Annotated in this window: 12 protein-coding genes; 7 read left to right on the plus strand and 5 right to left on the minus strand. The window is 49.1% G+C overall.

What is annotated here, in order from left to right; all coding sequences use genetic code 11:
- Positions 1-10: 10 nt before the first annotated feature.
- The 4 genes from JMI88_RS21535 to JMI88_RS21550 all read right to left on the minus strand — a co-directional run bounded on the left by JMI88_RS21535 (position 11) and on the right by JMI88_RS21550 (position 5063).
- Positions 11-517, minus strand: coding sequence for a GNAT family N-acetyltransferase (locus JMI88_RS21535; protein WP_201364032.1), 507 nt, complete (start codon positions 515-517; stop codon positions 11-13).
- A 299-nt stretch (positions 518-816) separates the two neighbouring features.
- A complete protein-coding gene (locus JMI88_RS21540) occupies positions 817-1413 on the minus strand; it encodes a hypothetical protein (RefSeq protein ID WP_201364033.1) in 597 nt (198 codons plus the stop codon).
- 190 nt (positions 1414-1603) lie between these two features.
- On the minus strand, positions 1604-4222 hold the full coding sequence (locus tag JMI88_RS21545; RefSeq protein WP_201364034.1) for an Eco57I restriction-modification methylase domain-containing protein: 2619 nt from the start codon (positions 4220-4222) through the stop codon (positions 1604-1606).
- Positions 4152-5063 (minus strand): DNA methyltransferase family protein, encoded by a 912-nt coding sequence (locus JMI88_RS21550; protein ID WP_201364035.1) that lies wholly within the window; start codon positions 5061-5063, stop codon positions 4152-4154. The genes JMI88_RS21545 and JMI88_RS21550 overlap by 71 nt, the downstream gene beginning before the upstream one ends.
- A gap of 289 nt (positions 5064-5352) precedes the next feature.
- Here JMI88_RS21550 and JMI88_RS21555 point away from each other — a divergent pair, with 289 nt between their 5' ends.
- The 7 genes from JMI88_RS21555 to eno all read left to right on the plus strand — a co-directional run bounded on the left by JMI88_RS21555 (position 5353) and on the right by eno (position 12685).
- Positions 5353-6066 carry a 3-keto-alpha-glucoside-1,2-lyase-like domain-containing protein gene (locus tag JMI88_RS21555; RefSeq protein WP_201364036.1) on the plus strand — a complete coding sequence of 238 codons (714 nt, stop codon included), beginning with the start codon at positions 5353-5355 and terminating at the stop codon, positions 6064-6066.
- A gap of 195 nt (positions 6067-6261) precedes the next feature.
- Positions 6262-6912 carry a FadR/GntR family transcriptional regulator gene (locus JMI88_RS21560; RefSeq protein WP_201364037.1) on the plus strand — a complete coding sequence of 217 codons (651 nt, stop codon included), beginning with the start codon at positions 6262-6264 and terminating at the stop codon, positions 6910-6912.
- A gap of 77 nt (positions 6913-6989) precedes the next feature.
- A complete protein-coding gene (locus JMI88_RS21565; protein ID WP_201364038.1) occupies positions 6990-7868 on the plus strand; it encodes a fumarylacetoacetate hydrolase family protein in 879 nt (292 codons plus the stop codon).
- Positions 7869-7922: 54 nt separating this feature from the next.
- On the plus strand, positions 7923-8972 hold the full coding sequence (locus JMI88_RS21570) for a galactitol-1-phosphate 5-dehydrogenase (protein WP_201364039.1): 1050 nt from the start codon (positions 7923-7925) through the stop codon (positions 8970-8972).
- 28 nt (positions 8973-9000) lie between these two features.
- Positions 9001-10179, plus strand: coding sequence for a mandelate racemase/muconate lactonizing enzyme family protein (locus JMI88_RS21575; protein ID WP_201364040.1), 1179 nt, complete (start codon positions 9001-9003; stop codon positions 10177-10179).
- 171 nt (positions 10180-10350) lie between these two features.
- Positions 10351-11415, plus strand: coding sequence for a phosphotransferase family protein (locus JMI88_RS21580; RefSeq protein WP_201364041.1), 1065 nt, complete (start codon positions 10351-10353; stop codon positions 11413-11415).
- Positions 11390-12685 carry a phosphopyruvate hydratase gene (gene eno / locus JMI88_RS21585; protein ID WP_201364042.1) on the plus strand — a complete coding sequence of 432 codons (1296 nt, stop codon included), beginning with the start codon at positions 11390-11392 and terminating at the stop codon, positions 12683-12685. Before JMI88_RS21580 ends, eno begins: the two co-directional genes overlap by 26 nt.
- Before the next feature lie 42 nt (positions 12686-12727).
- On the opposite strand, the gene JMI88_RS21590 is transcribed toward eno, so the two are convergent.
- A complete protein-coding gene (locus JMI88_RS21590; protein WP_201364043.1) occupies positions 12728-13579 on the minus strand; it encodes a nucleotidyltransferase domain-containing protein in 852 nt (283 codons plus the stop codon).
- Positions 13580-13615 lie beyond the last annotated feature (36 nt).

The following is a 13615-nucleotide window of genomic DNA, read 5'->3' on the forward strand; positions in this document are numbered from 1 at the left end:
GGCGAAGTAACTATTGTGCCTGTTGGTTGGCGGGTGTTTTGATGAGATCCAGCTTCATACCGACGTGTGAGCTAACAAAGCCAAGGCGCTCATAGAAGCGGTGCGCATCGGCGCGGCTGGCATTGGTGGTAAGTTGTACCAACCGACAACCGGACTGTCGTGCCCGCTCAATTGCCCATTCAAATAGATAGCGGCCGATGCCATGACTCCGATAGCGCTGATCAACGCGCACCGCCTCAATCTGGGCCCGTGTGCTACCCTGAAAACTGAGCAAAGGAATAAGAGTAAACTGAAGTGTGCCAATCACTTCTCCAGCCAGATCAACCACGATCAATTCATTATTTGGATCTCTATCAATCCGTTCAAACGCTGTGTAATACGCCTGGGGCAAAGGATCTTGATCGTATTCGCGTTGTTTTCCCAGAATATCATCGGCCAGCAGGCGTACAATCGCAGGCACATCGGCACGTGTGGCCTGGCGAATAGTCAACTGGTCAAATTCAATTGTTTTTTGCATAGATTATTTGCTCCATTCAATATCATAGATCTCGTGAAAAATATTGCATTCAAAAAGGTGGCTCGAGAGTCTAGTTTTACCGACCTCGATAGTACACAGCCTAACCCAGGCCGCTACTAGACTGTGTCTGACTCCCACGCCCATCGTGGTCTCTTCGCCTCACGCTACGCTCCTGCGGAGCTCAAAAGAGGTTTTTTTTATGTTGGTGCAAAACATGCGCACAGCGCATGTTTTGCACCAACATAAAAAAGAGATTGGGACGTCCAGTAGCAGTAAAATATTATATACCGTACCATACGTCAGTGTCTTGCCAACAGCGGTAGTCCCAACAATTCCGCGCCGGCTCGTGCTCGATCTTCATTGGCCTCAGGCAATAGGGCCTGGCCATTTTTCGCTACGTGCACAATGCTATCCGCAATGTGGAAGCCAGCCCTGGCAATACCATTTCTGGAGGCTTGATTAGAGATTTGATGGATAATCCAGAAGCGTTGATAATCAGCCTCCGAGCGTTTAATCACTTCCTGTAACAAACGTGGATAGAAGCCGTGGCCGCGCCATGGTAGCAGTGTCATAAAGTGGTAGAGATACAGGTTATGCAGAGGTAGCTGGAAATGGATGCCAGGGCTGCCGAATTCAGCTTCTCGCACGGCGGACCACCCATAGGCTACCAGGTTATTGTCTAGATAAGCCAGGTATGGTAGATGTCCCATTTGAAAACGGGCTTCAGCACTTTTTTTGCTTATATTAGACATTTTTGCTATCATGGGTACATCATCCGATGTCTCTACATGCCAACCCTTTATCTCTGCGAAGAAAGGTAAAGGATCTCCTTGCCACCATGTCCATAGATAGGCGGTCTGTTTGACTGCTCGGTTATGTTCTTGATCACCATGCATGTGACATTCCTCCCTTCATAATCCCCCTGATTGCCCAACTGCTCAACCGTAATCGCTTACTACATCACCCCTGTTCGATAGTATAAGTATATGCGATCAGCCCGTTACATGGTATCAAAGTTTTAGCTTACTGCCCGTTGGGATCATTTCTCATGGTAAATACAAGTAAAATCTGATCTTATTTCTAACGTCAGTGATGGCAAAGGGCATGATAACTAGAAAATTGAGCGGCCAGGGTCTCACACTCTCGCCAGCTCTCTGAAACGCAGCCCTGACTCTGCCAGTCCGTAAAGCGTGGTCCCAGCTGATGGGCAATGTTGGCTGGAAACTGCCAGCCTTCCGCTTCAAAAGCCTCGCGCCCTACGCATCTGAGGTGATCAAAAGCCAGCAATGTGAGGGTGGTCTGACGCACAGCCTCTGGTTTCTCCTTATCTACACGCCAGAAACCCTTGATATGCCGACGATCGGCGCGCAAAATCCAGGCAAGATCCGCGTAGTCGAGTCCATATAGGTCAGCAATAATGGCGTCCAGCATACAGCGTAATCGTAAGCGCTCATGTTCGGTCACCGCCCAGAGCTGACGCCAATGGTGCTGTCCCAGTTCTGGATATAGGGTTCGTAGCTCTAGCCATTGAGGAGCAAATCCGGGCATAATCAAGTTCAGCCGGGCCGCCAATCGAGCGCAACCGGTCGTATGTATGCGTTCTGGTAATACCAGAGGTGTCTCGGCAATAATGAAATAATTCAGATGGACGCCTCCTAAGCGGCAGCGCAAAAAGTAGTCATAAACGAGCGAATTAAGATTGGCTGCCAGGGCCGCCACACTGGCGATGCTACTGTTAGCGGGCTGCAATACCGGTGTCACATTGCCACAGGGTAAACCATTAACGATGCTGGCATACATCGAACGCACATTACTGGGCGAACAAATATCCATAAAAGCCAGTTTGTTGCCCACTACAGCTTTCATGTTACTCCGATAGGCCTCCGCAGCCAGGAGAAATTGAGGTTGTAAGCGCTTGTGGGTCCAGGGTAAATCCTGCCACTGCGCGCTCCGTCCTTTTCCGTGCACCCATCCTTTGTGAGCGGGATCAAAGGCACCAATCATGCGCCCTTCATATAAGGGCAAAGCCATCCTGCCCTGGCGATCGATCCAGCGTCCAAATATGTCTGGTGCATAGCCCCGGGATTGCCATTGCTGAACTGGCGCAAAAAGATGAGAATCGTTGGTCATATCCAACTCGCGCGCATAGCGCAGGCGCCAACTTTGTTCTGTCTGCGCTCCTAACAACACGCTCTGTTGATAAACTTTTTCCAGGATGTCCAGATCCCGTTGGTCATGGAGCTCAAGAATAGTCTGGGATGTTGGGCTAAAAGATCCAATCTTCTGGCGCGGGATAGATAATAGATGCTGTTCTCCCCGCTCTGATAATGCCTGCGGATCTTCCTGATTAAAAGTCAGCATTAACTGCTCGGTGCAGCCGCCTTTTTCTAATAGCATGATCACAAATTTAAAGGAGCTATGAATGGCAAAAATGCGCCGTCGATTCACAAATCCAAATAATAATCGCCATTGACACTGCTCTAAAAACAATCGCCTTAGCGCGACGGCACCCTGGTCTGTATAAATAGCGGCAGGCACCAGCATCCCAAGCTGTCCGCGTGGCTGGAGCAGATAGTGTGCCAGTTCTAGAAACAATTTATAGTTATTCAAATCGGCCGTACCCTGGTAACGAAATGGTGGGTGCGTATTGCTCTCTGGCTGCTGATGTCGTACCCGCTGGCTGCGCCAGATAGCATACAATTGTTTGTTCAATGGACCAGAGGACAGCCTGAAGGACTCTCCACCGGAAGCCGTCATTGGATCACCAAATGGGGAAGCCACATGCTTGACCCAGTTTGCCATATTTTTGAAATACGCCTGGTATGATAACCAGGCATGCTCGATTTTTTTGTCCTGCGTAAATAGTCGCTGCTGGGCAGCCAATGCTTCTTGCTTGCCATAACTTACATAATGCGGATCGTAACTCCGAAAAAACTCGCGTGAACAAGGTTTCAACATTTCCCAGGGTGGATTGGCCAGGATGGCGTTAAAGCCCCAGCAGTTGGCGTTAAAGACGTCAGGAAATTCTAACTCCCAGTGAAAAAAGCCTATTTTTTCGGCCAGGGTGGCAACGATCTGTTCTACTGCGCTGCTCGTCTGAGCGAATGTAGTTGGCGTAGGAATAACGTCAAGGTGCTCGTGCGGCCAGAACCAGAGCGCACACCAGCGATCAAAGAGGCGTTTTTGCCCTTGATAGTCTTTAGCAACGGGATGTTCATGGAGGAAAGTCGTGGTGGCTTTATGCTCCTGGGAGTGAAGTAGTTGCTGTAGTAGCTCTGGTTTGATGGTATCGGTGCGCATTTTTGCGAGATCTGTACTCCATTGGTGGGCGAAGTAGTGCACGCCATGGGTATGGTTATCATCTCCCCCTTCGCGCAGCCAGGCCATAATGGGATACTCCAGATAAAGGTGAGACCAGGTGCCAACCAGGGCATTGCCAGCTTTGATCCTGTGATCGATAAAGTTTAAGGGCGCCTGAGCTGCTCCTACTTCGATCCACAGGCTGATACGCGCCAGTTCAATCGTAAATGGACTGAGATCTACACCGTAGAGGCATTGTTCGGCCACAAGCCTGCCTATATTGGCTCGCTGTTCTGGCGTGACCATAGATGTGCAACGATGGACAAAATAGGCTTTACAAAAGGCATCTGTGAGATAGCGCAGAGCTGCCAGCAGAAAAAAAACCAGGCCCACAGGCTGGATCACAAATTTTTATGCGCAGAAGCTCTTCTGGTGTCTGTGGAATAAGCGTTCCCTGGTCATCTCTGCTATATACAAGCGGCTCTAGCGTATGTTCTGTTATCGCCCTGACCAATTCGGGCGGCGTATAAAATGTACCCAAACCTTTGCGCGCGCCTTCCTTCTGCACCAGGTACAGGTATTGCTCATTCCAGCAGAGTTGCCAATCCAATAGGTCCTGATGCGTCAGGCCAATCACCTCCGTCTCGAACTCTTTAAAATCGATGCAGGCATGAGGTGCGTTGGGGCGACTGGTTTTCAATGTTGTCAGCAGGCGTTTGATGCTGGAATCAGGAAGGTGGAGGTCCCACGACTCAAAAATGGCCAGTGCTCGTTGCAGTACGTGAGCACTGTGCTGATCACCCGGCTGAAACAACTGCTCTCTATGTACAGACAGATCTCGCGTATGGGTATCTGAGGCCTCATAACAGAGTAAGAAGAGCTGCTTTATACGAGTCCAGGCGCCATAGTGAGTTTGCGAGGCAGAGCATTGCAATCCTTGATAGAGCAATTCAAGACTAGTATATGGCTGATCCATGCTCCCGTGATAAGGCTGCAGGTGCCGCGCCTCCATATATAAAAGCACAATCAGGCGCATAGTTATAGTTAGCGCGGCCTGGTAGAGAGCATCCAGCGTATGGCGCATGGACAGATATGTCCCATCGGACTCACACCCAACTATCTCAAACAGCTGATTTTTATCTATCGAAGCTTTATTTATCGCTTCCAGGAGCAACTCTAGCGCTGCGCGTACTTGCTCACCAAATGCTCTGGCATGCTCGCCAAAGTGGTCCTCCGCACTTGCCATCCCATCAACTCCACCCTGGACCGGGCCGCTTTATCACCCACCATCAACATAGGGATACGTCACTAGTATAACGAGGATGACAAAACAGGCAAGCTTCTTTTGTATTCTTTCTTTGCTCGCCGCTGTTAATGTCTTTATATGGGAGGTTAAGCAATTCAACATCGTATATATATAATAAGGACTCTTATATCTATGTTTATTATGTACAATGTACAAGGAGAATGGCATGCCTGGTTTTATTGGACAGCTTTGCTTGCCTCTTGGCAGACAATCACAAGGAAGTGAAAAGATGATGCACAATTTTATCAAGCGCCTGAGAGCTTCCACTGGCATAACTATACTTGCTTTTTTGTCTTTCTGGATTGCTAGCTGTGGAACTATTGGGGGAACAACGTCGGTTAAACCTACACAACCTCCTCATGTACCCACCGCCACACCAGTGCCTGCGGGTACATTACTCTATGAATCTAACTGGTCTTCTGGTTTAGATCATTGGAGCGCTTCACCTGGTTGGAAACTGCTGGGTAAAAATTTGCAGACCGAGCCAATGGACAATTTGTCGCTAACCATCCCTTATCAGCCCAAAGTTCCTAATTATGTAGTTGAAGCGCGGCTACAGATTGTACATGTCGCCAGCAATGGTGGTAATGTACTCATCCGTGCTGATAAGCAACCTGGTAAAGATGGTTATCGCGCCGGTATCCTTAATTTGTTATCGACCAGCGTTCGCCCCAATGGTAGCCATCCTCAGGTACAAGCCGACATTGATCCCTTCGGTTCTATGGACCGAGATAGTTTTGAAGTAATGGATTATGAGCCGGGTACCCAGTGGCACACTTTCCGCATTGAGGTTTCAGGGGATCGCGTAAGCCTTTTGATCGATGATAAATCTATCAGCGATGCAATCAGTACAAAAACTGATACACTTTCAGAGGGCCCGATTCACCTCACTGGTAGCAGAGTTATTTTACGCCTGAGTTCTATCCGCATTACGACACTTTAAATTCCGGGAGGACATTCGTCCTCCTGCTTCTTTTGTATCTTCTCTACTACTTATTCTCGCCATTTACTTGACAATAAGATTTTGTCATGGTACGTTTTGGACAAGTCATCTTACCAATTTTAGTTGCTATACTGGATAGGGTATGTGATGTCATCATTCCAGGTAATACCAAAATCTGCAGTGGCGGAAGATATCGTGAGTCATCTTTTGCTGCTGATTCGAGAAAAAAAGTTGCGTCCTGGCGATAAACTGCCGCCCGAGCGGGAACTGGCTGCGATGATGCAGGTAAGCCGTCCTTCTCTACGCGAAGCGTTACGTACGCTATCGATCATGCGTGTGGTTGAGCTACGCCATGGATCAGGCGCATACATTACAGCACTGGAACCATCTGCCCTGGTTGAGCATCTTGATTTCGTCTTTTCATTGGATGACTCTACTTATTTGCAGCTCTTTCAAACCCGGAAAATTTTAGAGCCCGGCATTTGCGCGCTGGCGGCTCAGCATATCACAGAAGAAGAACTCACTCAACTTGAGGCTTGCGTTGAACGTTCCAAAGTTGGCCCCAGTAATCCGGAAGTGTACCTGCAGGCGGATCTGGACCTGCACGAAATAATCACGCAGGCCGCGCGTAATCCTCTTTTAAAGCGTTTCATGGTTAGCATTCGCAGCCTTGGCCGTGCCAGTCGCCAACGTACATCGACACTCCCTGGTGTTTTTGCTCAAACCATTCAAGATCACCAGGCGATCATCACCGCCTTAAAGGCACATGATCCCCAGGCCGCCCATCATGCGATGCTCACCCATCTTGAACATATCGAGCAACGCCTCATCGAGGAACAACCTTAACCAGGTGTTTTGTATGTTCAGGAATAGCTATAGTGTTTGACCATGTACATCTAACTTTTTGAAGGAGAATATCTTCCATGCGTCTATTAACTTTTCATTCACCGATAGGTTTAAAGCTAGGAATCAAAACTAATCGCGGCATTATCGATGTCGCTGCGGCACGGGCCGCATTGAATAGCCAGCAGGTTCCTGCTACTTTTGAGGAGCTCTGCAGTGGTGAAGCGGTAGATTTACAGGGCTTACGCCAGTTAGTAGCTGCCGCCGCAGGTAAAAGTGGTGACTGGTTGCTGGCCGAAGAGAACATTCAGTATGGTCCCAGTGCTTCACGTTATGGCAAGATTATCTGTGTAGGATTGAATTATCGTCGCCATGCGGCTGAGTCTAATATGCCCGTGCCTGAGTCGCCAGTATTATTTCCTAAATATGCCAACACGCTGGCTGGCTCTGGCGAAGAAATTCCTCTGCCCTCCAACGCTACACAGTATGATTATGAGGCTGAACTGGCACTGGTAATCGGACGTCGCGCCCACAATATTTCAGAGCATGAAGCTCTCAACTACGTGCTAGGATATTGTAACGGACATGATTTGAGCGCGCGCGATCTACAGTTCCGCACGTCGCAGTGGATGCTTGGAAAAACGGTTGATAAATTTCTGCCCATTGGCCCTTACCTGGTAACCGCTGATGAGGTGGGGGATCCGCAAAAATTGAGCATCAAGCTCTGGCTGAATGGCGAGATACGCCAGGACTCAAACACTGCGGATATGATTTTCTCTGTTCCCTATATCATTAGCTATCTGAGTCAGTATATTACGTTGGAGCCGGGAGACACGATCGTCACTGGTACGCCTGAAGGCGTGATCTCGGGACATCCTGAATTTCCGTGGTTGAAGGCGGGCGATCAAGTAACAATTGAGGTTGGCAATCTAGGAAGATTGACAAACGTTTTACGCTAATGCTTGTCTTTTCGGATGCACGACATAGAAATATAAACTGAAAGGATAGAGGGGATGAGTAATACGCAACATATGGAAGCGTTAACCTGGCTTGGGCCACGTACGATGGAACTGCGCTCAACCCGGATACCTGACCTCAAAGCAGGCGAGGTGTTGATCAAGGTAAGTGCGGCAGGTATTTGTGGTTCAGAGCTGAGCGGCTATCTGGGCGAAAATAGTCTGCGTAAACCGCCACTGGTTATGGGCCATGAGGCAGCCGGACAGGTCGTGCAGTTGACAGAAGGTATCTTTCATGATAATAGTCCGGCTCGCTTAGACACTCGTGTTACCTTCAATCCTTTAATTACCTGCGGACAGTGTGATCGCTGTCGGGCCAATCGGCCAAATCTCTGCCGCATTCGACAGATTATTGGCATCCATCGGCCGGGCGCCTTCGCTGGCTATGTGGCTGTGCCCGCTCATCTCTGTTATCCTTTGCCCGACACGATGTCGACCTCAATTGCCTCCCTCACTGAGCCGCTAGCCTGCTCTGTCAGGGCCGTCTCTCTGACACATGTGCAGCCAGAACAGAGTCTTTTGATTCTAGGAGCCGGGCCGATTGGACTTTTCTGTCTGGCCGCCGCAAAGGCACTGGGTATCCAGAAAATTGTGATCAGCGATATGTCACCTTCACGGCTGGCTATTGCGAGCCGTTGGGGCGCACAGGCAACCATCAATGTAGGTGAACAAGACGTTGTGGATACCATTCAAAAGCTCTTCCCGGGTGGGGTCGATACGGTAATCGATGCAGTCGGATTGAACAGCACGCGCTCGCAAGCGGTCCAGGCCGTAGTTCCCGGTGGGCAGGTAGTTTTTATTGGCCTCCATCACGAATCTTCACCACTGGAAGCAAACTACCTGGTCCGGCAAGAAGTAACGATCAGTGGTAGCTTTAGCTACACACCAGTTGATTTTGATCTCGCCTTTGGCTACCTGCAACAGGGATTGTTGCAGGCCGAAACAGACTGGCTGGAAGAACGTCCCCTGGCTGGTGGCGCCGCTGCTTTTGCTGAATTGATTGCCGGTAGTGTGGCGGCGACCAAAATCGTTCTGCGTGTAGGATGATGATCTGATACAAAAAAGGATAAATAGCATGAAAATCAGTGCGGTGCGTCCACTTGTCCTTGGTACGCCCTGGCGCAATTTAACATATGTAGTCGTCGAGACAGATGAGGGACTGCGTGGCGTGGGCGAGGTTCGCATGGTCAATCATACCGAGTCGCTACTGGGCTACCTTAATGAAGCTGCTAGACATCATATTCTGGGATCTGATCCTTTCAAGATTGAGGATCTAACGCAGCGAATGTTCAGGCGCGATTTTGCCCGGCCCAGTGAGATCATGATGTCGGCAATTGCAGCCGTTGAAATTGCTTGCTGGGATATCATGGGGCAGGCCCTTAATGTGCCTGTTTATCAACTGCTGGGCGGTGCTGTTCGAGAACGCATACCAGCTTACGCCAATGGCTGGTATACAGTAGAGCGCTCGCCGGAAGAATTCCACGCGGCCGCCAGGAAAGTTGTGGCACGCGGCTATCGCGCACTCAAGGTTGATCCATTTGGAGCTGGCTTCTATGAGTTAAGTCGTCCAGAAAAGCGACGAGCGATCTCACTCATTGAGGCCATACGGTCAGCGGTTGGCGACGAGATAGATATTTTTGTGGAGATGCATGGACGTTTCAATGCTTCCACTGCAACGGAAATGATGCGTGAAATGGCTCGCTTCACTCCAGGCTGGTTTGAAGAGCCGGTGCCACCAGAGAATCTGGCGGTTTTGAAAAAGGTTAGTGACTCCGTAAGTTCGCTGGGGATTCCAATTGCGACTGGTGAGCGTTTACATACACCTTACGAGTTCCGCGAATTATTTGAGTTACAGGCAGCAGACATTGTTCAGGCAGATATCACCCATTCTGGCGGCCTCCTGGCAACCAAGAAAATCGCCGCCTGGGCCGATGCCTACTACATGCTTATCGCGCCCCATAATGTCTGTGGCCCGGTTGGAACCGTGGCTGCCCTGCACCTGGCTGCCAGCACTACCAACTTTAAGATCCAGGAGCACTTTAATGACTTTGCGGATGCCTGGGTCAAAGGTGTCGTAACTGGCATGCCCGAGGTAGATCCAGCTGATGGTAGTTTCCCGCTACCGTCAGGTCCTGGCCTGGGTGTCAAACTGAATGAAGATTTCATTGCCGAACATCCACATAAAGATGTTTTCTTTGATCTTTTCAAGCAAGATTGGCAGTATCGACAGGTGGAACAGAAAGCCGCCCAGTAAGAGGACCAGACCGGATTACTGAAAATGCTTCCGCAAGTACAGAGCAGTTACTTACGGAAGCATTTTCAGTAATCTTCTTCAACTATAGGTCACATACAACACCTCACTTATATTACTTCCTGGACCGTTACCTTACGCCCCATTTAAATCTATATTGCAGGGAGGGAACTTATGCAACAAGACATCAATGATGGTGCGCTGGATATTGAACAGCCTGGTGTGCTTCAACGCTATTTGCAGTTGAGTGGACGAATAGGGCCAGGTGAAGATCCCGTTATTCAGGTGCTTGCTGGCGGTATCTCTAATCGTACCGTGCTTGTACAACGTGTCAATGGAGAAAGCTGGGTCGTCAAACAAGCGCTCGCAAAGTTACGTGTGGCCACTGACTGGTTTAGTAGTCCTGAGCGTATTCATCGTGAGGCACTTGGTATCCGCTGGCTCTCACAACTGGCTCCTGCCGGTACGATTACACCCTTTGTTTTTGAAGATCACACACAACATTTGCTGGCTATGCAAGCCGTTCCACAACCACATGCTAACTGGAAAACGCTTTTATTAGCAGGCCACTTACAAGCTCAACATGTCGTTCAGTTTGGTGAATTGCTGGGAAGTATCCACCGCCATTCCTATGAACGACAGACGGAACTAGCCAACGTATTTGCGGATACCTCGTTTTTTGAGTCGCTACGCATCGAACCTTATTATCTCTATACCGCCGCGCAAGTTCCGGAGGCTCATACCTTTATTCAAACGTTGGTTCAGGAAACCCGCGGCAACCGATTGACGCTGGTGCATGGCGATTATAGTCCAAAAAATATTTTAGTGCATGCGGATAAACTTATTTTATTGGACCATGAAGTCATTCATTATGGTGATCCTGCCTTCGATATTGGGTTTTCGCTCACCCATCTTTTGAGCAAATCACATCATCTTGTCGAGCAACGTCAGGATTTTGCGCGGGCCGCAAATCTTTATTTCCAAAGCTATAAGAAATCACTGGGCGAAGTTCCCTGGTTGGTGGCATTGGAAGAACGGGCGGTTCGCCATACGCTGGCCTGCATGCTGGCTCGAGTCGCTGGCCGTTCTATGCTAGAGTATTTCTCTGCACAGGAACGCGTGCGGCAACGCCAGGTTATTTTGAGCTTTATAGATGCCCATCCAGCTACAATTCCCGCACTTATTGCGCAGTTTATAGAGAGGATCGGTCAGTATGACGACAATCATCAAACAACTTAAGGCCTGGGAAATTCTGGATAGTCGAGGACGCCCAACGGTAAAGGCGCGTTGTGAATTGGAAAGTAGAGCCGTTGGCATTGTTTCGGTTCCTTCGGGAGCTTCCACTGGAGCGGCCGAGGCACATGAATTGCGAGACAATGATCCTGCCCGCTATCGTGGCCTGGGTTGCCGTAAAGCCGTCGCTAATATTAATGGGGAAATTAATACTGCACTGGCAGGACGCTTACTCGCCAGTCAACAGGAACTCGATACTATTTTAATTGAGTTAGATGCTACCGCGAATAAATCTCGTCTGGGAGCTAATGCTATTCTGGCTGTCTCACTGGCCTTTGCGCGCGCGGTGTCCCAGGAGCGGCAGTATCCACTTTATCAGCACTTCGCTGATATGCAGGAACTTCCTTTACGTACGTTACCGCGACCCACTATTAATCTTTTCAGTGGTGGTAAACATGCCGGTGGTCAGGTGGATATTCAGGATGTTCTGCTGGTACCAGCGGCGGCACAAACGATGGATGAGGCGTTGGCTGTGACCTTTGCCGTCTATCAATCTGCCAGCGAGTTAACCTTCAAAAAATATGGCACCCGCAGTCTCACAGCAGATGAAGGAGGTCTGGCGCCACCATTTCCTGATACAGAAACGATGCTAGCGGATGCCGTGGAAACAATTGAACAGGCTGGTTATGTAGCGGGAAAAGATGTGATGCTGGCCATTGATGTAGCATCCAGCCATTTTTATCAGGATAAACTATATCATCTTGATCATGAACAGCTGTCGAGTGCTGCCATGATTGAACGTTTGGGGAACTGGTTATCGCGCTATCCTCTGGTCAGTATTGAGGATGGGCTGGCCGAAGACGACTGGAATAACTGGCCAGATCTGTATGCTCGTATCGGGTCACAGACTCTTGTGTTGGGTGATGATTTCCTGTGTACCAATCCCGGACGTATTCAGCGTGCCATCGCGAATCAGGCGGCTAATGCCTTGTTGCTGAAAGTTAATCAAATCGGTACACTCAGCGAAGCTGCGCAATCGTGCCAACTGGCACGTTCAGCCAACTGGCGCGTTACAATCAGTGCTCGCAGTGGAGAAACTGAAGATAACTGGCTGGCCGACCTGGCCGTGGGCTGGGCCGGCGACCAGATCAAAATTGGCTCAATTACTCATGGTGAGCGGCTGGCAAAGTATAATCGGCTACTAGAAATTGAAGCTGATACTCACCTACCACTGATAGCGTGGCCAACAGACGGGTCTCAAAATAATCATAGTTAAACATGATCCTCTATTCTCAATCAAGCCACAGGCAAAACTTTTCTACTCGGCTTGATTGAGAATATCGTTTCCTAATCGATCAACCTGCCTATATAATTCTTCCGCGTCAGCGATTGATTTCTGTAACTGATCGCTAGTAGTGCCAGTTGCGCCAAGTAAAACTGTAATACGTTCAAGGAAATCAACCGGCTTGATGCTAAATGTCGCCATATCGGCCGCAAGCCTTTTCTCGCTCAAATAGTAGACTTTATTGAGGGCGTATAGCACCTGCACCAGGCAGTGAATAGTTCGTGCTAATCCGCCGATGGTCATATATACTTCCCCACGCTTAGCTGGCTTGCGCATGTTATCCAGAGTAAATCTAGCGCTCCAGAGAAAATTTCTAACGATTGCTCGCTGGAGCTGTGAAGGATAAGAACTAACGTTGGCCTTTAAAGGCTCGATTACATGCTCTGGATCATAGAGTGGCTGGCAAATAGATGTTTCTGTACAATACATAAAGCTGTGAAAACCATAGGCTGGCTGCTGCCAATAATCAGATACAATCTTGCCGTGCAAACAATCATCAATGGTAGCTGCTACAAAATTCAGATTGCGATAGAGAAAATCAACGCGCTGATTTTGAATAGTCAGCCAGGCTCCTCCATTTACCCAGGTGCCCCAACTACCTAACTCGGTCACAATAGGATCGGTAAAATCATTGAGGGTTCGTGCTACTGCGCGCACCGCCTCAACGTCCAAAGGTTGATCCTCTGTGTAATACAGGCCAATATCAATATCTGAGTCAGGTCGCTGTGTATTATTCGCATATGATCCACCCAGGACAATGGCTTTTACACCTTTAATGTGCTTCACCTGTTCAATTATAAATTTAAGCAAAGCTTCGTGCTGCATATCATGTATTCCTTCCCTATTACTAAATCGCTGATT

The sequence above is a fragment of the Dictyobacter formicarum genome (assembly GCF_016587435.1).

What these genes read in the sequence shown, in the direction of transcription:
- JMI88_RS21555 (WP_201364036.1), top strand. Translation starts at nt 5,353, where the DNA reads ATGATGCACAATTTTATCAAGCGCCTGAGAGCTTCCACTGGCATAACT.
- eno (WP_201364042.1), top strand. Translation starts at nt 11,390, where the DNA reads ATGACGACAATCATCAAACAACTTAAGGCCTGGGAAATTCTGGATAGT.
- JMI88_RS21540 (WP_201364033.1), bottom strand. Translation starts at nt 1,413, where the DNA reads ATGCATGGTGATCAAGAACATAACCGAGCAGTCAAACAGACCGCCTAT.
- JMI88_RS21580 (WP_201364041.1), top strand. Translation starts at nt 10,351, where the DNA reads ATGCAACAAGACATCAATGATGGTGCGCTGGATATTGAACAGCCTGGT.
- JMI88_RS21565 (WP_201364038.1), top strand. Translation starts at nt 6,990, where the DNA reads ATGCGTCTATTAACTTTTCATTCACCGATAGGTTTAAAGCTAGGAATC.
- JMI88_RS21575 (WP_201364040.1), top strand. Translation starts at nt 9,001, where the DNA reads ATGAAAATCAGTGCGGTGCGTCCACTTGTCCTTGGTACGCCCTGGCGC.
- JMI88_RS21550 (WP_201364035.1), bottom strand. Translation starts at nt 5,063, where the DNA reads ATGGCAAGTGCGGAGGACCACTTTGGCGAGCATGCCAGAGCATTTGGT.
- JMI88_RS21535 (WP_201364032.1), bottom strand. Translation starts at nt 517, where the DNA reads ATGCAAAAAACAATTGAATTTGACCAGTTGACTATTCGCCAGGCCACA.
- JMI88_RS21570 (WP_201364039.1), top strand. Translation starts at nt 7,923, where the DNA reads ATGAGTAATACGCAACATATGGAAGCGTTAACCTGGCTTGGGCCACGT.
- JMI88_RS21590 (WP_201364043.1), bottom strand. Translation starts at nt 13,579, where the DNA reads ATGCAGCACGAAGCTTTGCTTAAATTTATAATTGAACAGGTGAAGCAC.